Annotated in this window: 21 protein-coding genes and 4 tRNA genes; 4 read left to right on the top strand and 21 right to left on the bottom strand. The window is 71.4% G+C overall.

The features are described from left to right. Positions 1–177 precede the first annotated feature (177 nt). From BFV98_RS22640 to BFV98_RS22555, 19 genes are all read right to left on the bottom strand, one after another. Positions 178–867 (bottom strand): hypothetical protein, encoded by a 690-nt coding sequence (locus BFV98_RS22640; RefSeq protein WP_071097744.1) that lies wholly within the window; start codon positions 865–867, stop codon positions 178–180. After that, a complete protein-coding gene (locus BFV98_RS22635) occupies positions 864–1751 on the bottom strand; it encodes an ATP-binding cassette domain-containing protein (RefSeq protein ID WP_071097743.1) in 888 nt (295 codons plus the stop codon). The genes BFV98_RS22640 and BFV98_RS22635 overlap by 4 nt, the downstream gene beginning before the upstream one ends. Before the next feature lie 82 nt (positions 1752–1833). Continuing rightward, positions 1834–2550: a 50S ribosomal protein L1 gene (gene rplA / locus BFV98_RS22630; protein WP_013288646.1), complete on the bottom strand. Its 717-nt coding sequence runs from the start codon at positions 2548–2550 to the stop codon at positions 1834–1836. Positions 2551–2638: 88 nt separating this feature from the next. Next, the gene (rplK, locus tag BFV98_RS22625; RefSeq protein WP_013288647.1) at positions 2639–3070 is read right to left on the bottom strand and encodes a 50S ribosomal protein L11; all 432 of its coding nucleotides are present in this window, start codon (positions 3068–3070) and stop codon (positions 2639–2641) included. A 188-nt stretch (positions 3071–3258) separates the two neighbouring features. After that, positions 3259–3981: a transcription termination/antitermination protein NusG gene (nusG, locus tag BFV98_RS22620; protein WP_013288648.1), complete on the bottom strand. Its 723-nt coding sequence runs from the start codon at positions 3979–3981 to the stop codon at positions 3259–3261. Positions 3982–4016: 35 nt separating this feature from the next. Next, positions 4017–4409 (bottom strand): preprotein translocase subunit SecE, encoded by a 393-nt coding sequence (secE, locus tag BFV98_RS22615; protein ID WP_013288649.1) that lies wholly within the window; start codon positions 4407–4409, stop codon positions 4017–4019. Positions 4410–4622: 213 nt separating this feature from the next. Beyond that, positions 4623–4695: transfer RNA gene (locus BFV98_RS22610), tRNA-Trp, on the bottom strand. A gap of 127 nt (positions 4696–4822) precedes the next feature. Then, positions 4823–5215 carry a MaoC family dehydratase gene (locus tag BFV98_RS22605; protein ID WP_030269317.1) on the bottom strand — a complete coding sequence of 131 codons (393 nt, stop codon included), beginning with the start codon at positions 5213–5215 and terminating at the stop codon, positions 4823–4825. 4 nt (positions 5216–5219) lie between these two features. Further along, the gene (locus BFV98_RS22600; RefSeq protein ID WP_013288651.1) at positions 5220–5666 is read right to left on the bottom strand and encodes a MaoC family dehydratase N-terminal domain-containing protein; all 447 of its coding nucleotides are present in this window, start codon (positions 5664–5666) and stop codon (positions 5220–5222) included. A gap of 120 nt (positions 5667–5786) precedes the next feature. Then, positions 5787–5954 carry a 50S ribosomal protein L33 gene (gene rpmG / locus BFV98_RS22595; protein WP_013288652.1) on the bottom strand — a complete coding sequence of 56 codons (168 nt, stop codon included), beginning with the start codon at positions 5952–5954 and terminating at the stop codon, positions 5787–5789. 132 nt (positions 5955–6086) lie between these two features. After that, positions 6087–6159, bottom strand: a tRNA-Met gene (locus tag BFV98_RS22590). A gap of 25 nt (positions 6160–6184) precedes the next feature. Continuing rightward, a tRNA-Thr gene (locus tag BFV98_RS22585) sits at positions 6185–6257 on the bottom strand. A 96-nt stretch (positions 6258–6353) separates the two neighbouring features. Continuing rightward, positions 6354–8876 carry a bifunctional diguanylate cyclase/phosphodiesterase gene (locus BFV98_RS22580; RefSeq protein ID WP_013288653.1) on the bottom strand — a complete coding sequence of 841 codons (2523 nt, stop codon included), beginning with the start codon at positions 8874–8876 and terminating at the stop codon, positions 6354–6356. A 50-nt stretch (positions 8877–8926) separates the two neighbouring features. Further along, entirely contained in the window at positions 8927–9064 is a 138-nt protein-coding gene (locus BFV98_RS32330) for a hypothetical protein (protein WP_013288654.1), read from the bottom strand. 422 nt (positions 9065–9486) lie between these two features. Next, positions 9487–9723, bottom strand: a complete 237-nt coding sequence (locus BFV98_RS22575) for a hypothetical protein (RefSeq protein WP_013288655.1) — start codon at positions 9721–9723, stop codon at positions 9487–9489. Between the two features lie 84 nt (positions 9724–9807). Further along, positions 9808–10167: a hypothetical protein gene (locus BFV98_RS22570; RefSeq protein ID WP_013288656.1), complete on the bottom strand. Its 360-nt coding sequence runs from the start codon at positions 10165–10167 to the stop codon at positions 9808–9810. Between the two features lie 283 nt (positions 10168–10450). Next, positions 10451–11020 carry a hypothetical protein gene (locus BFV98_RS22565; RefSeq protein WP_071097741.1) on the bottom strand — a complete coding sequence of 190 codons (570 nt, stop codon included), beginning with the start codon at positions 11018–11020 and terminating at the stop codon, positions 10451–10453. Further along, positions 11017–11205, bottom strand: coding sequence for a hypothetical protein (locus BFV98_RS31585; RefSeq protein ID WP_053065517.1), 189 nt, complete (start codon positions 11203–11205; stop codon positions 11017–11019). Before BFV98_RS31585 ends, BFV98_RS22565 begins: the two co-directional genes overlap by 4 nt. A gap of 222 nt (positions 11206–11427) precedes the next feature. Further along, positions 11428–11511, bottom strand: a tRNA-Tyr gene (locus BFV98_RS22555). 147 nt (positions 11512–11658) lie between these two features. On the opposite strand from BFV98_RS22555, the gene BFV98_RS22550 reads away from it, so the two are divergent. The 4 genes from BFV98_RS22550 to BFV98_RS22535 all read left to right on the top strand — a co-directional run bounded on the left by BFV98_RS22550 (position 11659) and on the right by BFV98_RS22535 (position 14889). Further along, the gene (locus BFV98_RS22550; RefSeq protein ID WP_013288657.1) at positions 11659–12153 is read left to right on the top strand and encodes a YajQ family cyclic di-GMP-binding protein; all 495 of its coding nucleotides are present in this window, start codon (positions 11659–11661) and stop codon (positions 12151–12153) included. A gap of 159 nt (positions 12154–12312) precedes the next feature. Next, positions 12313–13821 (top strand): MFS transporter, encoded by a 1509-nt coding sequence (locus tag BFV98_RS22545; RefSeq protein ID WP_071097739.1) that lies wholly within the window; start codon positions 12313–12315, stop codon positions 13819–13821. A 65-nt stretch (positions 13822–13886) separates the two neighbouring features. Further along, a complete protein-coding gene (locus tag BFV98_RS22540) occupies positions 13887–14393 on the top strand; it encodes a SigE family RNA polymerase sigma factor (RefSeq protein WP_013473722.1) in 507 nt (168 codons plus the stop codon). Then, complete coding sequence (locus BFV98_RS22535; RefSeq protein ID WP_047894108.1) at positions 14374–14889, top strand: hypothetical protein; 516 nt, start codon at positions 14374–14376, stop codon at positions 14887–14889. Before BFV98_RS22540 ends, BFV98_RS22535 begins: the two co-directional genes overlap by 20 nt. A gap of 4 nt (positions 14890–14893) precedes the next feature. Here the strand turns inward: BFV98_RS22535 and BFV98_RS22530 are convergent, their stop codons facing one another. Next, positions 14894–16153, bottom strand: a complete 1260-nt coding sequence (locus BFV98_RS22530; protein ID WP_013288661.1) for an MFS transporter — start codon at positions 16151–16153, stop codon at positions 14894–14896. Between the two features lie 137 nt (positions 16154–16290). Continuing rightward, entirely contained in the window at positions 16291–17169 is an 879-nt protein-coding gene (htpX, locus tag BFV98_RS22525; protein WP_030269305.1) for a zinc metalloprotease HtpX, read from the bottom strand. Between the last annotated feature and the right edge of the window lie 90 nt (positions 17170–17259).

Genomic DNA, 17259 nt, shown 5'->3' with positions numbered 1-17259 from the left:
CGGACCGTGCGTGAAACCGAGTTTCGCTTACCGCCCTGCGCGGGTCGCCCGTCGTCGCGGGACCTTCGACCGTGCCGGAGCACGGTGACCAGCGGTCTTTGGGTGGAACTACCGCACCAGGTTACGCGACGTGCGCCGCAGCACCAAATCGCCGGAGGTGCTCCCGGTCACCAGGGCTCAGGCCCGGGTGCGCCGCGCCCAGGCGTAGCCGGTCAGCGCCACCGCCGTCCAGGCCAGGGCCCAGCCGGTGAGCAGCAGACCGGCCCCGGCCGCGACCGGCCCGGTGACCGCCCGCGCGGTCGCCATGACCGGCGGGGCCAGCCACGGCACGACCGAGCCGGAGAGCCCGAGCACCACGACCCCGACCGCGCCCGTGACCAGCACGGCGACCCCGTAGCCGGCGCTGCGGGTCACGGCCCGGCTCGCCAGCGCGCCGAGCGCCACCGCAGCGGGCAGGGCGAGCAGGTGGGCCCAGAGCCCCAGGGCCACCCCGACGAGCACCGGCCGCTCCCCCGGCCCGACGGTCGCGGTGACCCCGCCGAGCGGCCACGGCAGCGCCAGCGCGACGAGCACCACGGCGAGCCCGGCCACCAGTGCCGCGAGCAGCCCGGCCGCCCGTTCCCGGGCCGGGCCGGCCACCACCCGGGCCATCCGGCGCTGCACGTCGGGTTCCACGTCCAGCAGGATCTTGGTCTGCCAGGCCAGCACCGGGAACAGCACCACGGCGGAGACGCCGTAGGCCTCCGCCGGCCGGGCCCGGCCACCGCCGTAGAGGACGCCGAGGACGAGCAGGCCGGCCAGCACCGGCGCCAGCGCCCGTCCGGTACGCACGAAGCCGGCCAGCCGCAGCCGGACCAGCGCGATCACCGGGCCACCTCCGGCGCCGGCCCGGGCCGGGCGGAGTCCCCGGCCTCGGCACCGGCCTGGTCCGGGGAACCAGCAGCGGACGCGCCGCCCGACCCGCCGGTGCCCGACGGCCCGGCGGAGGCCGGCACCGGGTGCGTGGCCGAGGGCGGGACGGCGTGTTCGCGTACCCGAAGGATCTGATGGCCGTCGGCGCGCAGGCGGGCGACGGCGGCGGCCAGCCCGGCGGCCGGGACCGCCAGCTCGACCACGGCGACGGCCGCGCCGCCCGACGACGCCTCCTCGGTCACCGTGCCGTCGGTGACCGACAGGTGCCGGGCCCCGGGGAGCCGGACCGTCTCGCCGCGGTGGTCGCTGACCAGCACCGTGCCGCCGTCGGCCAGCACCTCGCCGATGATCTCGGGGACCGACTCGCGGGCGGTGGCGTCCAGCCCCTCCCAGGGCTCGTCGAGCACCAGCAGGCCGGGCGGGCGCAGCAGTGCCTGCGCCAGGCCGACCTTCTGCGCGGTGCCCTTGGACAGCCGCGGCAGGCGCACGTCGTGGAAGCGGGTCAGGCCCAGTCGCTCCACCCAGTGGCGCACCGCCCGGTCGGCGGCGGGACCGGGCAGGCCGGCGACGCGGCCCATGGCGGACAGGTAGGCCCCGACTGTGAACGGCTGGTCGGCGGGGAAGCGCTCCGGCACCCAGCCGACGACCGGCGGCCGGTCGGCGACCCGGCCCCGGCTCGGGCGCAGCACCCCGGCGGCGAGCTGGAGCAGAGTGGACTTGCCGGCGCCGTTGCGGCCGAGCACGACCGCTGCCTCACCCGGGCCGATCGCGACGTCGACCTGCCGCAGCACCCACGGGCCGTGCCTGTGGTAGCGGAGCCAGACGCCGTCGAGCCGCATGCGCCCGAGAGTGCCACACCGGACAGACGAACGGGGCCCCGCCACGACGTGGTGGCGGGGCCCCGTTCGGGAGTACGCGTGCTCAGCCCTCGGCCGAGCCCTCCTGGAAGTTCTTCACGACCTTCGGGTCGACCGGGACGCCCGGACCCATGGTGGTGGTGAGGGTGACCTTCTTGAGGTAGGTGCCCTTGGCCGCGGACGGCTTGGCCCGCAGCACCTCGTCCAGCACCGCGGCGTAGTTGTCCACCAGCTGGTTCTCCGAGAAGGAGGCCTTGCCGATGATCAGGTGCAGGTTGGAGTGCTTGTCCACCCGGAAGGTGATCTTACCGCCCTTGATGTCCGAGACGGCCTTGGTGACGTCCATGGTCACGGTGCCGGTCTTCGGGTTCGGCATCAGACCGCGCGGGCCCAGGATCCGCGCGATCCGGCCGATCTTGGCCATCTGGTCGGGCGTGGCGATCGCCGCGTCGAAGTCCAGCCAACCGCCCTGGATACGGGCGACCAGCTCGTCGGTGCCCACCTCGTCCGCACCCGCGGCGACGGCCTCCTCGGCCTTCGCGCCGGCGGCGAAGACGATCACGCGGGCGGTCTTACCGGTGCCGTGCGGCAGGTTGACCGTGCCGCGGACCATCTGGTCCGCCTTGCGGGGGTCGACGCCGAGGCGCATCGCGACCTCGACCGTGGCGTCGAACTTGACGTTGGTGGTCTCCTTGGCCAGCTTGACGGCCTCGACCGGGGTGTAGAGCTTCGACCGGTCGATGACATCGGCGGCCTTGCGGTAGCTCTTGCTGCGCTGCATTTCTGGTGACTCCTGTGGTCTCTGGCGGGCGCGCGGCGTACGCGGCCCTCCCACGAACAGAAAGATCGGGTGGAGCGGTGGAGCGAGATCAGTCGGCGACGGTCAGGCCCATCGACCGGGCGGTGCCGGCGATGATCTTCTCGGCCTGGTCGATGTCGTTGGCGTTGAGGTCCGCCATCTTCTTCTCGGCGATCTCGCGCAGCTGGGCGCGGGTGACCGAGCCGACCTTCTCCTTGTGCGGGACGCCCGAGCCCTTCTGCACGCCGGCGGCCTTGATCAGCAGCCGGGCGGCGGGCGGGGTCTTCAGCACGAAGGTGAACGTGCGGTCCTCGTAGACGCTGATCTCGGCGGGGACGATGTCGCCCCGCTGGGACTCGGTCTGCGCGTTGTAGGACTTGCAGAACTCCATGATGTTCACGCCGTGCTGGCCGAGCGCGGGGCCGACCGGCGGCGCCGGGGTGGCCTGGCCCGCCGGCAGCTGAAGCGTGAACGTCTTGACGAGCTTCTTCTTCGGAGGCATGTCTCTTCCTGGGGCTTGGAACTGGGATTCTCGCCGGTCCGCGGGCGCGCACGGTCAGCACGGTGCGGACAGCCGACGTTCTAGGGTAGCGCAGCCGTCGGCCACCCCCCGCGCCGAGGTCGGTGGATGGCGAAACGGCGCACCGGCGGCCACCCCGGGAAGGGGCGGGCCGCCGGTGCCGACGTACGTCAGATCTTGGCGACCTGGTTGAAGTTCAGCTCGACCGGCGTCTCCCGGCCGAAGATCGACACCAGCACCTTGAGCTTCTGCTGGTCGGCGTTGATCTCGCTGATCGTCGCCGGCAGCGACGCGAACGCGCCGTCGGTGACGGTGACCGAGTCGCCGACCTCGAAGTCGAGGACCTTGATCTCGGGCTTGGCCTTCTTCTGCTCGGTCTCGACCGCCGGGGCCAGCCACTTGAGCACCTCGTCGAGGCTCAGCGGCGCCGGCCGGTCGGCCCGGTCGGTCGCGCCGACGAAGCCGGTGACCCCCGGGGTGTTCCGGACGCAGGAGTAGGACTCGGCGGTCAGCTCCATCCGGACCAGGATGTAGCCCGGGAAGACCTTCGCCTGGACCTGCGACCGCTTGCCGTTCTTGACCTCGACCTCTTCCCGGGTCGGCACCTCGACCTGGTAGATGAAGTCCTCCATGTCGAGGGAGGTGATCCGGGTCTCGAGGTTGGTCTTGACCTTGTTCTCGTAGCCGGCGTACGAGTGCACCACGTACCAGTCGCCGGGCGCGTAACGCAGCTTCTGGCGCAGCTCGGCGACCGGGTCGAAGTCCTCGTCCGGGGCCGGCTCGGTGGTCGGGAACTCCGGCTCGCTGGCGGCCTCGACCGACTCGTTGTTGGCCGCCGTCGCCACCGTGGACTGCTCGTCCGGGGTTCCGGCGGTCTCGTCGTACTCAGGCACGCTCGCTCACTTCCGTCAGTATCGCTGTCCGCAGGTCAGCTGGACTCGCCGAAGACCCACAGCACCGCCTTGGCGAAGCCGTAGTCCAGGCCGGCCACGATCGCCAGCATCACCGCGACGAAGGTGACCACCACGGCCGTGTAGGTCAGCAGCTCCTTGCGGGTCGGCCAGATGACCTTACGCAGCTCTGCCACGACCTCGCGGAAGAACCGCGCGATGCGGGCGAACAGCCCGATCCGCTCGGTGTCCTTGCGGGTCTTCCGGCCCTCGGCCGGCTCGGCCTGCGCCCGCTTGCGGGTCGCGGTGCCACCCCGGGCGACCGGCTCGTCCGCGTCGGTGGCGTCGTCGTCGGCCACGTCGTCGACGGTCGCGTCGTCGTTCAGACGCTCGTCGCCGTCGTCCTCGCCGCGGCGCTTGCTCTCGGCCACTTCGCCCTCCGTGCGGGTATGGGGTCGCACGCCGGGCGGCGTGCGCGGCGTGTTGGTCACGCCGGCCGGACCAACCGTCCCGCGACGGGCCGCGGCCGGCGGACCGGCCGGGAGGGCCCGAACGCCTCGGAACCACCCCACCGATGCCACCACCACGGGCCGGACGCCGCCGGTGAGGGCGGCGCGACCCACGGAACGGTCAGGCCTGAGGCGCAGGGGTGACAGGACTTGAACCTGCAGCCTGCGGTTTTGGAGACCGCTGCTCTGCCAATTGAGCTACACCCCTGTGCGGCAACTCACCTCCACCCGGACACGCTGTGCCGAGCGGGGGTCACTTGCCCCACGGCGGACCAGTGTACGGGTAGTCGTGCGACTTTCCCAACCGGTCTGCCCCTCGCGCGTCGGGCGAACCCTCAGCGCGTCGTGCGGATCAGTGCCCGAGCCTGCGACAGCACCTTCTCGCCCTGGCAGGTGGCGGTGATGTCGAGCCTGGTCAGGCCCTCTTCGGTGACCTCCTTGACCACCGCTGACACCTCGATCTCGGTGCCCTCGTCGGTGTCCGGGACGACCACCGGGCGGGTGAAGCGGACGCCGAAGTCGACCACCGCGTCCGGCGCGCCGGCCCAGCCGGCCACCGCCCGGCCGACCAGCGCCATGGTGAACATGCCGTGGGCGATGACGCCCGGCAGCCCGACGCCGGTGGCGGTGCGGTCGCTCCAGTGGATCGGGTTGAAGTCGCCCGAGGCGCCCGCGTAGCGGACCAGGTCCGCGCGGGTCACCCGGTACGTCTGGGTGGGCAGCTCCATGTCCTCAGGCCTCCCCGCGTACGACGATCTTGGACCACACGGCGACCACCGGCTCACCGTCCACCGTGCTCACGTCCGTGCGGGTGGTCAGGAAGCCGTGCCCGCCCCGGGTGGTGACCTCCTCGATGGTGTTCACGCACACCAGCTCGTCCCCGGCCACCACCGGCCGGGTGTACGCGAACCGCTGGTCGCCGTGCACCACACGGCTGTAGTCGACGCCGAGCGCCGGGTCCTCGACGATCTGCCGGCTGGCCGACATGGTGACGACCACGGGGAACGTCGGCGGCGCCACCACGTCGGGGTGGCCGAGCGCCCGGGCCGCCTCCGGGTCGTGGTGGACCGGGTCGGTGGCGCCGACGGCGGTGGCGAACTCGCGGATCTTTTCTCGGCCCACCTGGTAGGGGGCGGTCGGCGGGTACGTCCGGCCGACGAAGGACGGGTCCAGGGACATGCCGCCGAACCTACACGGAAAACACGAACGCCGATCCGCCCGGTCGGGCGGCCCGGAGGCCACCCGTCAGGTGGATCGGCGTTCGAGAAGCTGTTGCGGTGCCGGCTGCGCCGGCCGCGGTCAGCGGGTCTCGCGGTGGACGGTGTGCTTGCCGTCCCGGGGGCAGAACTTCTTCAGCTCGATGCGGTCCGGGTCGTTACGGCGGTTCTTGCGCGTGATGTAGTTGCGCTCCTTGCACTCCACACACGCCAAAGTGATCTTCGGCCGGACATCGGTCGCCTTCGCCACGGCGGAGTGCCTTCCTCGCTCACGGATATCAACTACGGCGTGTCAGCGTACGCGCTGACGACGCGGACATGCAAAGTGGGCGCCTGTGGCGCCCATCCCACCGGCCACCGGGCTGGGCCCGGAGGACGAGAGTAGCGGTGGCCGGACTTGAACCGGCGACACAGCGATTATGAGCCGCTTGCTCTGCCATCTGAGCTACACCGCCGTGGCGGGTCCAGCCGGACCCTCTGAGCCCCCTTACGGAATCGAACCGTAGACCTTCTCCTTACCATGGAGACGCTCTGCCGACTGAGCTAAGGGGGCCTGCTCGATCACCCCGGGGGGTGTCGCGCAGGGGAAACAGTACACGACCGCGTCGCGCAGGTGAAATCGGATCCCCCGAGTGCGTGTCCGCCCTGGTCAGGGCACCACTCGCAGGCGCGGCAGCTCCCCCGCGACCACCGTCTCCGGGTCGACCTGGGCGCCGAACCAGGCCTCCAGCCGCTCGTACGGCAGAGGGCGGCTGAACAGGAATCCCTGGCCGATCTCACAGCCGATGTCCTGGAGCAGCTCCAGCGTCAGCTCGCTCTCCACGCCCTCGGCCACCACCGCCAGGCCGAACTGCTGCGACAGCGTCACCACCGCGTTGACGATCGCGAGGTCGCCCGGATCGGTCGCCATGCCCTGCACGAACGACCGGTCCACCTTCACCTCGTGCACCGGCAGCCGGCGCAGTTGCGCCAGCGACGAGTTACCCGTGCCGAAGTCGTCCACCGAGAGGCGGACACCGAGGTCACGCAGGCTGCGCAGGGTGGGTATGGGACGTTCGGTGCCGTCCAGGACACCCGCCTCGGTGACCTCCAGCGTCAGCCGCTGCGGCGGTACGCCGTACTCGGCCAGCAGGTCGCGTACCAGCGCCGGGAAGTGCTGGTCGGTGAGCGTACGCGCGGCGAGGTTGACCGCGACGGACAGCGGCTGTTCGCCGTGGCTCCAGTCGCGGCTGCGCCGCAGGCTCTCCCGGAGCACGAACTCGGTGAGCCGGCCGAGCTGGCCGGTGTGCTCGGCCACCGCCACGAAGTCGTCCGGGGCGACACTGCCGTGCGCCGGGTGCTCCCACCGGGCCAGGCACTCCACGCCCACCAGGCGGCGGTCCCGCAGCGTGACCTTGGGCTGGAAGTAGACCTCCAGCTCGCCCTCGTCCAGCGCGCGTTGCAGGTCGCCGGCGAGGCCGAGCCGGCGCAGCGACCGCGACTCCAGCGCCGGGCTGTAGAGCTGCACGCTGCCCGGTACCGACTTGGCCGCGGTGGCGGCCAGGTCGACGCGTTGCAGCAGCGCCACCGCGTCGCTGCCGTGGTCCGGGTGCACGGCCACCCCGACGACCGTGTCCACGTCCAGGGTGAGCGCGTCGAAGACCATCTCGTCGCGGATCTGCTCCCGCAGCTGGGCCGCCAGTTCCAGGGCCGCCTCGGTGCTCTCCAACCGCAGCGTCACCAGGAACTCGTCACCGCCGGCCCGGCCGACGAGCGCCGAGGAGGGCGCGCAGGAGCGCAGCCGCTCGGCCACCTCCATGAGCACCTTGTCGCCGGCGGCGTGACCCAGCGACTCGTTCACCTGGCGGAGCCGGTCGACGTCGAAGAGCAGCAGCGCCACCACCTCACCCGGGGCGCGGATCTTGACCGCCTCCGCCACCGACGAGGTGAGGCGCCGCCGGTTGGGCAGGCCGGTGAGCGCGTCGTGGTCGGCGTCGTGCCGCAGCCGGTCGACCAGGCGGGAGTTCTCCAGCGCCACAGCGGCGTGCGCGGCGACCGTCTCGAAGACGGGGATGTCGCCGGGGGCGAAGTGGCCGATGTCGCTGAGCCGGTTGGTCACCTCCAGCGTGCCGATCACGGCCTGGCCGGAGCGCAGCGGCACCACGATGGCGTCCTTGACCCGCTCCTCCCCCGCGGCCTGCCGCAACGCCGGATCGCCGCCGAGCCAGCGGCCGATCGAGAGGGTACGACCCTTCTTGTGTACCTGCTGGCGCAGGCTCGCCGGGGTGGGCGCCAGGTCAAGCAGGCCGGGGGTGTCCACCCGGGCGGTGAGCAGCACCTCGGGATGCCGGCCCTGGGCGGGCAGCCAGAGCGTCGCGTACTCGGCCTGCATCAGCGCGCGTACCCGGTCGAGGAGGATGTCGGCGAGTGACCGCTCGGTGCCGGAGGCGAGAAGGCGGGTGAGCTCGTACATCCCGGCCAGCGTGCGGTGCTGGCGGAAGAACTGGGAGTAGGAGCGGTAGACCAGGACCAGGCCGCTGAAGAGGGCGGCGAGCAGCAGCGCCGACCACCACGTCGTCTTCAGGGCGATCAGGACGAGCAGGCCGATCGCCACGTTGATGGCGGCGGTGAGCAGAGCGGTCGGCATGCTGCGCAGCGCGTCCCGCCCGGCCTGCCAGCCCTGGAGCAGCACGTGCACGCCGACCACGCTCACGAGGCTGACCAGCGTGACCACGCAGACGGCGAGGAACAGCGAGCCCCAGGTCCCCGGCCCGACACCGCGCAGCGGCGGCAGCGCCAGGAGTACGAGGCTGGCCAGCGAGGTTGCGGCGGCGGCCTTGGCGACGTTGAACCAGAGCTTCGCCGCGCCGAAACGGTGCGAGGCACTCCAGATCAGCACCGAGAGTGTGTAGATCAGTACGACACTCAAGGGCGGCAGGAAGTAGAGCGCCACGATCAGTGGCACCTCGGTGAGCGTCACGCCCACCGACTGGCGCCGGACGTAGACGTTCAGCACCGCGAAGCTGATCCCCGCCATGACGACGAAGAACACGAAGGCGAGCGGCCACTTGCCGAACGGGTGGTCCGCCACCAGGGCGATGCAGGTGCTGAAGACCACCGCCAGCAGCGCCAGAGGGGCGGTGACGAGCCAGGCACGTTCCGTTGACCTACGAGGTCGGCCCTGGCTTGCCATGCCCCTCCTACCCGAGACGTCGTCCGCCGGCCGGCGGACGACTCGATGATTCAGCGCGGGGCGTCCATCGTCCAGACGATGTCGGCGAGTTGCGCGCTACTGGTGCCGGGGAGGATGCCGAAGGCGCCTGCGATGGCGGCGAGCACGAGGAGCGAGCCAAGCAGCCGGCCCAGCGTTCGACCAGACATGATTGCTCCTGTCGGGAGATTGCCACAGGGATGGTGAAGGTTTCCCGATCGTGCCACAAGCCTGAGGGGCAGAAAAGCGGAGAGGACCCGCCCAGCCCGAGTAGCTGTCAGGTTCCGCCGTTCGGCCCGGCCACCCACGACACGCAGCCAGGTCATGGGGGTGAAGGGACGTCAGCCGCTTCGTCCATTGCGGATTCCCACCTTCACCCACGAAGGGGATCAAGTCACGCGAAACCCCACACCACCAACCCTGGGTCGCCCGGCCGGCTCGACCTGGCCGATCCGCCCGGTGGACCACCACCGGACCCGCGGGCATTGACCACCATACCTGCCCCTGTCATGAACGCCAGAGGATGATTCGCTCATTCACGCCGGAACCGCTCAGTGGGCTCACCAGGGGCGTCCAGCGCCTTCGGCGTACGTCATCTGAGCATGTCCGTCACGCCGGTGTCCGGATCGACCGCCACGCTGAGCTTGCAGTGCCCCCGGGCTCGGGTCTCGCCACGGGGGACGAAGTCGACGACCAGCAGGCGCTCGGTTCCGCGGAGTCCTCGCACCTGCGCTTCGTACGGCTCGGAGATCTGCCAGTCGTCGATCTGGAACCCGCCTCGGGGCTTGCCGGCGCGCATCCGTCTGGTGAACTCGGCGGTCGCCAGCACCCGAACCTCATCCTGATCCACGACCCAGTATCGATCTACCGGCCCGTCCGCCGGAGGACGCGGCCCGGCGGACCGGTCGCGCGGCTACTGGCCGAAGGTGTACCGCAGATTCGCGTTGATCAGCTCGTTCAGTCGTCTACGCAGATGCCCGAGCAGCGAGGGGTCGGGAAGAGGCTCGGCGAGCAGCAGCGTCCACCGAAGCAGGGTGCCTTGATGCCCGTCGGACGCGAGATCGAAGCGCACCTGCGCGTCGGGTCGCTTCGACCACAGCGATGACCAGACGACCAGGTTCGGGCGTTCGCGGCGCAGGATCTGCGGTCGCTGTTCGTCGTCGAGCAACCGAAGCCACGGGCGTGCCGGGTCGCGGTCGGGCTCGGTCAGCGCCTCGAAGACGACGGCCGGCGGAGGCGCTTGACCACGCATGCGACTGCCCGCTTCGATCACGGCTCAGCTTAACGGCGCATCTCGGCAGGGCTGACGAGTACCGCGCGGCCTGAACGAGAATGGCCCCGTTCTTGCACCTGGTGGCGGGTAGAGGATTCGAACCTCTGTAGCTTTCGCGACGGATTTACAGGGTGTCAACGATCTTGCACGCCTCAACCTCGTTGAGCTGCTGTTTCTCTTCCCCATGCAACGTTTGGTTGACCAACTGCCCACTATGTGCGCACAACGGGAGACAGCTCGGCGGTCGCACGACTGTGGCCGCGGGCAGGGCACCGGTTGCTAGCTATTGGGCCGGAGGCGGCGATATGTCCGCTGGGCAGTCCTTGGCGTGGTGGGAGTACTGGGCGCCGTTGCGGTCAGACCAGTACACCTCGAAGCGGATGCAGGTGGTCACCGTGGCGCCCTTGGAAAACACGCTGTCAGATGACGTGCGGGTAAGAGCAACATCGACCCAGCCGACCACCGGCCCCGGCTCGGCCATGCCTGAGCTGCTCCAGGAGTCCAACACCTGCCCGTTTGACTTCGCGAGATGCTCGCGCAAGTAGCGCACGGATCCGTTGCCGAGTTCAGTGCGACTGATCGCGGCGACCTCGGCGTCGCGGGTATAAGCCTCGGCGTCCCGCAGCGCCATGTCCTTAGCCTCCTGTCGACCTTGCTCGGTTGAGTCAGCGCAGCCGACGAGGGTGAGCAGGGCGGCAGCCAGTGCCAAACCTCGGCGGCAGCGTCGGGCGGCCGGGCGATCGTGCGATCGGGCCCCGTGTTGGCTCATGACGGCGAGGGTATCGGCGCACAGCAATGTCGTGTTGATGGCGTAGCCCTGGAGCAATGAGATTCGCCGGGTGTGACGGGTCATCCGAGCGCATCGCTGATCTTGTCGTTCATGGTGTCGTCTCCGCCGTCGATGCAGTTGGCGTAGACGCGGAGCAGGACGGCGACGCCGTGACCCAAGCGCCGGGCGACCTCGGTCGGCGGGACGCCGGCATTCAGCCAGAGCGAGGCCGCCGCGTGCCGGAGGTCGTAGGGCCGGCGACACCTCACCGCGGACCCCTCAGCCGATCGCCACACGCACGGACTCTGCCACGTCGGCCCAGCCACCAACCCAGCGTTCGCAGCCCCCAGAAGAGCCCTCAGCGGCAAGATCGACCTGCCCACCATCTGCCCACAACGAGTCGTAGACGGCTGGACTCAGCCGGACTCCCCCAGACGTACGAGAACGGCCCCCGATCAGCATCTCTGCTGGTCAGGGGCCGCATCTGCACCTGGTGGCGGGTAGAGGATTCGAACCTCTGAAGCTTTCGCGACGGATTTACAGTCCGCTCCCATTGGCCGCTCGGGCAACCCGCCAGGGCACACCACCGCGTCGCAACGCGGCAGCGGAAGCAAGGATAGCGGTTGCCCCCGGCACTGCCGCAACCGGGTACCGTCAGGAGGTCCCACGCTGGTCAGCGCGGGACGGACCAGGACAGACCGCCGGACAGCAGGAGCATGAGCATGGCAGCGAACCCGTCGTTCGACATCGTGAGCAAGGTCGACCGGCAGGAGGTCGACAACGCCGTCCGCCAGTCGGAGAAGGAGCTCTCGACGCGGTTCGACTTCCGCGGCACCGGCGCGGAGATCTCCTGGTCGGGCGAGGAGGCGATCAGCCTCCAGGCGGAGACCGAGGAGCGGGTCCGAGCCGCGCTGGACGTCTTCAAGGAGAAGCTGGTCAAGCGGAACATCTCGCTGAAGTCGCTCGACGCCGGCGAGCCCCGGCAGTCGGGCAAGATTTTCAAGATCGACGCCAAGGTGGTGCAGGGCATCGACTCGGACAAGGCCAAGGCGATCAGCAAGAAGATCCGCGACGAGGGCCCGAAGGGCGTGCAGGCGCAGATCCAGGGCGACCAGCTCCGCGTCACCGGCAAGAAGAAGGACGACCTCCAGACCGTCATCGCCCTGCTCAAGGGCGAGGACTTCGGGCTGGCGCTCCAGTTCACCAACTACCGGTAGGCACGACGATCGAGTCGCGTGGCAGGTGACCGGCACGGTCACCTGCCACGCAGTGGCCAGAACGCGCGGCCTGCATCTCGGCCGCGAACAGCTGCGGTTCCTTCTGCCGTCAGGCGACTTCCTTGGGGTACGGGCCGGTCGTGAGGTCGGCTGGGAGCCATGACCCCCGCGATGCTCCTCCCCTATCGCCCGGTGCTCGGTCAACCGGTACTGCGTCGGCTGCTGCCCGGTCTCGCGACATCCGCTCTCGGTGACGGGCTCGCCCTGGTCGCGGTGACGTGGCTGGCTCTGCAACTCGCCCCCGCCGGGCAACGCGGCACGTGGACCGCATTCGCGGTGGCCGCGTACACGCTGCCGGGCGCCGCCGGCACGCTGTTGCTCGGGCGGTGGCTGGGTGCACGGAGCGGGGCTCAGCTCGCCGGCTGGGACGCGACGGTGCGGGCGGCCGCCCTAGGCGCGATTCCGGTCGCCCACCTCGCCGGGGTACTGGACATCGGTTTGTACGTCGCCCTGCTGGTGGTGTCCTCGCTGCTGCACCCGTGGGGGTCGGCCGGTCGCTTCACGCTCGTGGCGGAACTTCTGCCGCAGCGGCATCACCTGGCCGCGAACGCGCTGCTCGGCGTGTTCGGCCAGGCCGCGACGATCGTCGGCCCGCCGCTGGCCGGCCTGCTCATCGCCTGGGTCGGCGCGGTGTGGGTGATCGCCGTCGACGCCGCCAGCTTCGCCGTGCTGGCCGTCAGCTACCGCCTCGTCGTCTCGGCCGCCCGCCGTGAAGGCGCCGCCCGCCGTGAAGGTGCCGTCCGGCGTGAAGGCGCCCACCGTGAACCCGCCGTCCGCCACCAGGCCGGAGACCAGCACGAGGACGGAGACCAGCACGAGGGCGGAGACCGCCACGAGAACCCGACGGCCGGACCGTCGCGTACGTCGGGATTCCGGATCATCGGGCGGGACCGGTCGCTGCTCGGACTGCTGGCGCTGACCTTCGCGTTCTTCTTCCTCTTCGGGCCGTTCTACGTCGCCATGCCGGTGCACGTCACCGACGACCTGCACGCCTCCGCCGGGACGCTCGCGGCCTACTACACCGCGTTCGGCGTCGGCTCCCTGCTCGGCGGGCTGCTCACGGGTCACCTGCGCGGACGGCCGCTGCGGACCACGCTCGCCGGCATCGTGGTGCTGTTCGGCGCCGCGCTGATGCCGCTCGGCCTGGGCGCGCCGGTCGTCCTGTCGCTGCCCGCGTTCGCGCTCGCCGGCCTGGTCTGGGCGCCCTACCAGCCGACCGCGACGGCGTTGTTCCAGCGCCGCGCTGGCACCGTGGACCTCCCCCGCGTGCTGGCGGCCAACGGGGCGGTCACCGTGCTGGCGGTGCCGCTGGGCACGATGCTCGGCGGTCCGGCGACCGCCGCGTTCGGGGCACGTCCCACGCTCCTGGCGTGCGCGGTGGCGATCCTCGCGCTGGGTCTGGTCGCCGCGGTGTCCACCGCGCGCCCCGGAGCGCAGAACACGGAGCGGACCGGGCCGGCGGGCCCGCACGACCGGCCCGGCCCACAGACGACAGGCCCGCACGACCGGCCCGGCCCGCAGACGACAGGCCCGCACGACCAGCCCGAGCCGCACGACCGGTCCGCCCGGGTGAAGGCGCCGGATCGGGTACGACCCGGAGCGTCCTGATCCGGGTGCAACCGCCGGAGCCGCATCGGGGTGTCGAGTGGTGAGAGCGGACACGGGAGGTGGGCATGGACGGCCCCGAGGACTTCGACGCCTTCTACACGGCGACCGCGCGGCGGGTCGTGCACCACGTCTACGCCCTCTGCGGCGACCTGGCCGAGGCGCAGGACGTGACGCAGGAGGCGTACGCGCGGGCCTGGCAGCGCTGGTCGACAGTCGGGGCGTACGAGGATCCGGAGGGCTGGGTCCGGACGGTGGCCTGGCGCCTGACGGCCAACCGGTGGCGCGGCCTGCGGCGCTGGTTCGCCGCGCGGGCCCGGCTGGGCCGGGAGACTCCGGCGCCCGGGCCCAACCCGGACCGGGTGGCGTTGCTGGCGGCGTTACGGCGACTGCCCGACGCGCAACGGCTGGTCGTCGTCCTGCACCACCTCCACGACCTGCCGGTGGCGGAGATCGCCCGGACCACAGGCATGCCGGAGGGGACTGTCAAGTCGTACCTGTCCCGGGGTCGTGCCGCGCTCGCCGTTCTACTGACCGACGACAAGGAGGAAGTCGATGTCGGCACGCATTGGTGAGGCTCTGCGGGAGTTGGAGCAGGACATGACCGGGCTGCGGCTCAGCCCGGCGGCCGAGGTGCGCGCACGGGGGCGTGCCAGGAGCCGGCGCCGGGCCGCGGTTCTGGCGGGGGTGGCCGCTGTGACAGTCACCGGCGGTGCCGCGACCATGGCGACGCTGTCCGGACCGGCGACGCCGATGCCGGCCGGCGGCGGCGCGGCCACCCCGTCCGCCGCGGCGTCGGCCGTGTGTCAGGCCGACCCTCCGGTACGGCTGGACGTCGTCTTCCGGCCGGGCGCCGGCGCGCCGCAGATCGGGGAGGTCGACTACCGGATCGGGCAGGCGCGCGGGGACACCGGGCTGCGCTGCGGTGGCAGGACGGTCGCGGCCCGGCCGGACGGCGACGGCCGGGTCGTCCTGTCGGTGCTGCTCGCGCAGGGTGAGGACCCGGCGCCGATCCGGGCCGCGGTGGAGAAGCTGCCCGGGGTGGAGCGGGTGGTGACCGCCGGCGGGTGAGCGGTCAGGCGGCGAGCGTCTGCTCGGCGCGTACCGCTGTGGCCTCGGCCCGGGCGATCGGGCCGCCGGGCAGCGCGGCGACCGCGGCTCCGACGGCGACCGCCACCCCGGCGAAGACGAACGCCCAGGAGACGCCGCCGGCGTGGTCGATGATCAGGCCCGCGATCGAGCCGCCGGCGGCGCTCGCCGCCACCGACATGGTCACCACCCAGGTGTACGCCTCGTTCAGCATGCCGGCCGGGGTGATCCGCCCGACGAGCGTGTTCTCCAGGGTGAGCGCGGGGGCGATGGCCGCGCCGCCGAGCACCAGCGCGACGCCGAGCGCGGCCGGGCCGGGCATCACCGCGAAGACGGCGAAGCTGGCCGCGACGGTGCCGAGCAGCCAGGCGAACTGACGGGTCATGTTGGCGGCGGGCTTGCGTACGCCGAACCAGAAACCGCCGATGGCGCTGCCGATGCCCCAGACGGCGAGCAGCACACCGGCAAGGCTCTCCGGGTCGTCGGCGCCGGAGTTCCCGGCGAAGGCCGGGACGATGACGCCGGAGGCGCCGAACGCGATGCCGAGGCTCGCCACGCAGAGCAGCAGCGCGGGGAAGCCGCCGAGCCGCAGCGGGCCGAGGCCCCTTGCGTGGTGCTCGCGGGGGTGCGGGCGCCAGCCGCGCATGACCCGTCCGAGCGCGACGGTGCCGGTGCCGATCAGGGTTACCACCGCGGCGCCGACGAGCGCGGCGGAGGCGTCGGCGAGCAGCACGAAGCCGGCTACCAGCAGCGGCCCGATCACGAACACGACCTCGAAGAGGGTGGTCTCGGCGGCGAGCGCGGTGTTGCGCAGGTGCGCCCGGCCGGTGGCGGGGGCGGTGAGGTCGTTCCAGGCGCCCCGGATCGCGGCGGTGAGCGGCGGGTACGTGGCTCCGGCGACGCCCGAAGCCAGGTAGATCAGCCCGAGGTTGCCGCTGTCGGAGCGGGTGGCGACGAGCAGCCCGATCAGGGCGAGCGGGTGGGTGACCGCGGTGAGCAGCAGGACGGGGGTGGGTCCGACCCGGTCGGCGATCCGGCCGGCGACCGGGCTGAGCGCGGCGCCGGAGAGCGCGTAGATGCCGCCGGCGACTGCGGCCAGGGAGTACCGGCCGGTGACCTGCTCGACGACGAGCAGCAGCGCCAGCGGGGTCATGCCGATCCCGAGCCGGCCGATGATGCCGAGGATCAGCAGCATCGGCGCGCCGGGGATCCGCCAGACGCCCTGGTACTGGCGCAGTGCGGCCACAGTCGACCTCCAGGAGGGTAATGAGCGGGAGACGTTTCGACCCTAACGGCGTGACCTGACCGGGGGAAACGCATTGTGCCCGGACACACCACCGCGCCCGCGTCGTGGGACGCGGGCGCGGTGGGGAGTACGGCGGGTCAGCGCTGGAACTGCACCGGCCCGGAGTTGCGGGCCATCTGCTCCAGGCGGGCCACCCGCTGCTCCATCGGCGGGTGGGTGGCGAACATCGCGGCGATGCCGCCGCCCCGCTTGAACGGGTTGTCGATCATCAGGTGGGCGGTGCTGGCGAGCTGGCCCTGGGGCGCCAGCGGGCGCGCCTGCGTACCCATGTGGATCTTTCGGAGGGCGCTGGCCAGGGCCAGCGGGTCGCGGCTCAGCTCGGCGCCGGACTGGTCGGCCTGGAACTCCCGGCTCCGGCTGATCGCGAGCTGGATCACCGTGGCGGCGATCGGGCCGAGGATCAGCGTGAGCAGCAGCACGGCCGGGTTCGGGGCGTCCTCGTCGTCCGAGGAGCCCAGCGGGATGAACCAGGCCAGGTTGGCCAGCATGGTGATGATGCCGGCCAGGCCGGCAGCCACGCTGGAGATCAGGATGTCCCGGTTGTAGACGTGGGACAGCTCGTGGCCGATCACGCCACGCAGCTCCCGGTAGTCCAGGATCTCCACGATGCCCTGGGTGACGCAGACCGCCGCGTTCTCCGGGTTACGACCGGTGGCGAACGCGTTGGGCTGCGACGTCGGGCTCACGTAGAGCCGCGGCATCGGCTTGCCGGCCTGCGTGGAGAGCTCCCGCACCATCTGGTACAGCTCGGGGAACTGTGCCTCGCTGACCGGTTGCGCCTTCATCGAGCGCAGTGCGAGCTTGTCGGAGTAGAAGTAGGTGACGCCGTTCATCAGCAACGAGACGACGACGGCGATGACGAGACCGCCGCTACCGCCGAACCAGTAGCCGATCGCGAGGATCAGCGAGGTCAACAGGCCGAGCAGCGCTGCGGTCTTGAGACGGTTGTGATGCACGATCTCTCCTTCGGTGCACGGGCCCTTGCGGGAGGCCCGCTGACCGGTTCAACACACCGGTACCCGTCAACCATCCGGCTCATGGCTGAA

It is taken from the genome of Micromonospora sp. WMMB235 (assembly GCF_001855515.1).
Taxonomy (GTDB): Bacteria; Actinomycetota; Actinomycetes; order Mycobacteriales; family Micromonosporaceae; genus Micromonospora; species Micromonospora aurantiaca.
The sequence above is the reverse complement of the archived record's forward strand: the minus strand, read 5'-3'. Positions and strand labels throughout refer to the sequence as shown.

Coding starts and splice junctions, on each gene's coding strand:
- BFV98_RS22545 (WP_071097739.1), top strand. CDS start 12,313: ATGACCCCCGCGATGCTCCTCCCCTATCGCCCGGTGCTCGGTCAACCG.
- BFV98_RS22635 (WP_071097743.1), bottom strand. CDS start 1,751: ATGCGGCTCGACGGCGTCTGGCTCCGCTACCACAGGCACGGCCCGTGG.
- BFV98_RS22550 (WP_013288657.1), top strand. CDS start 11,659: ATGGCAGCGAACCCGTCGTTCGACATCGTGAGCAAGGTCGACCGGCAG.
- BFV98_RS22600 (WP_013288651.1), bottom strand. CDS start 5,666: ATGTCCCTGGACCCGTCCTTCGTCGGCCGGACGTACCCGCCGACCGCC.
- rplA (WP_013288646.1), bottom strand. CDS start 2,550: ATGCAGCGCAGCAAGAGCTACCGCAAGGCCGCCGATGTCATCGACCGG.
- BFV98_RS22565 (WP_071097741.1), bottom strand. CDS start 11,020: ATGACCCGTCACACCCGGCGAATCTCATTGCTCCAGGGCTACGCCATC.
- rplK (WP_013288647.1), bottom strand. CDS start 3,070: ATGCCTCCGAAGAAGAAGCTCGTCAAGACGTTCACGCTTCAGCTGCCG.
- BFV98_RS22540 (WP_013473722.1), top strand. CDS start 13,887: ATGGACGGCCCCGAGGACTTCGACGCCTTCTACACGGCGACCGCGCGG.
- BFV98_RS22605 (WP_030269317.1), bottom strand. CDS start 5,215: ATGGAGCTGCCCACCCAGACGTACCGGGTGACCCGCGCGGACCTGGTC.
- BFV98_RS22535 (WP_047894108.1), top strand. CDS start 14,374: ATGTCGGCACGCATTGGTGAGGCTCTGCGGGAGTTGGAGCAGGACATG.
- BFV98_RS22580 (WP_013288653.1), bottom strand. CDS start 8,876: ATGGCAAGCCAGGGCCGACCTCGTAGGTCAACGGAACGTGCCTGGCTC.
- BFV98_RS32330 (WP_013288654.1), bottom strand. CDS start 9,064: ATGTCTGGTCGAACGCTGGGCCGGCTGCTTGGCTCGCTCCTCGTGCTC.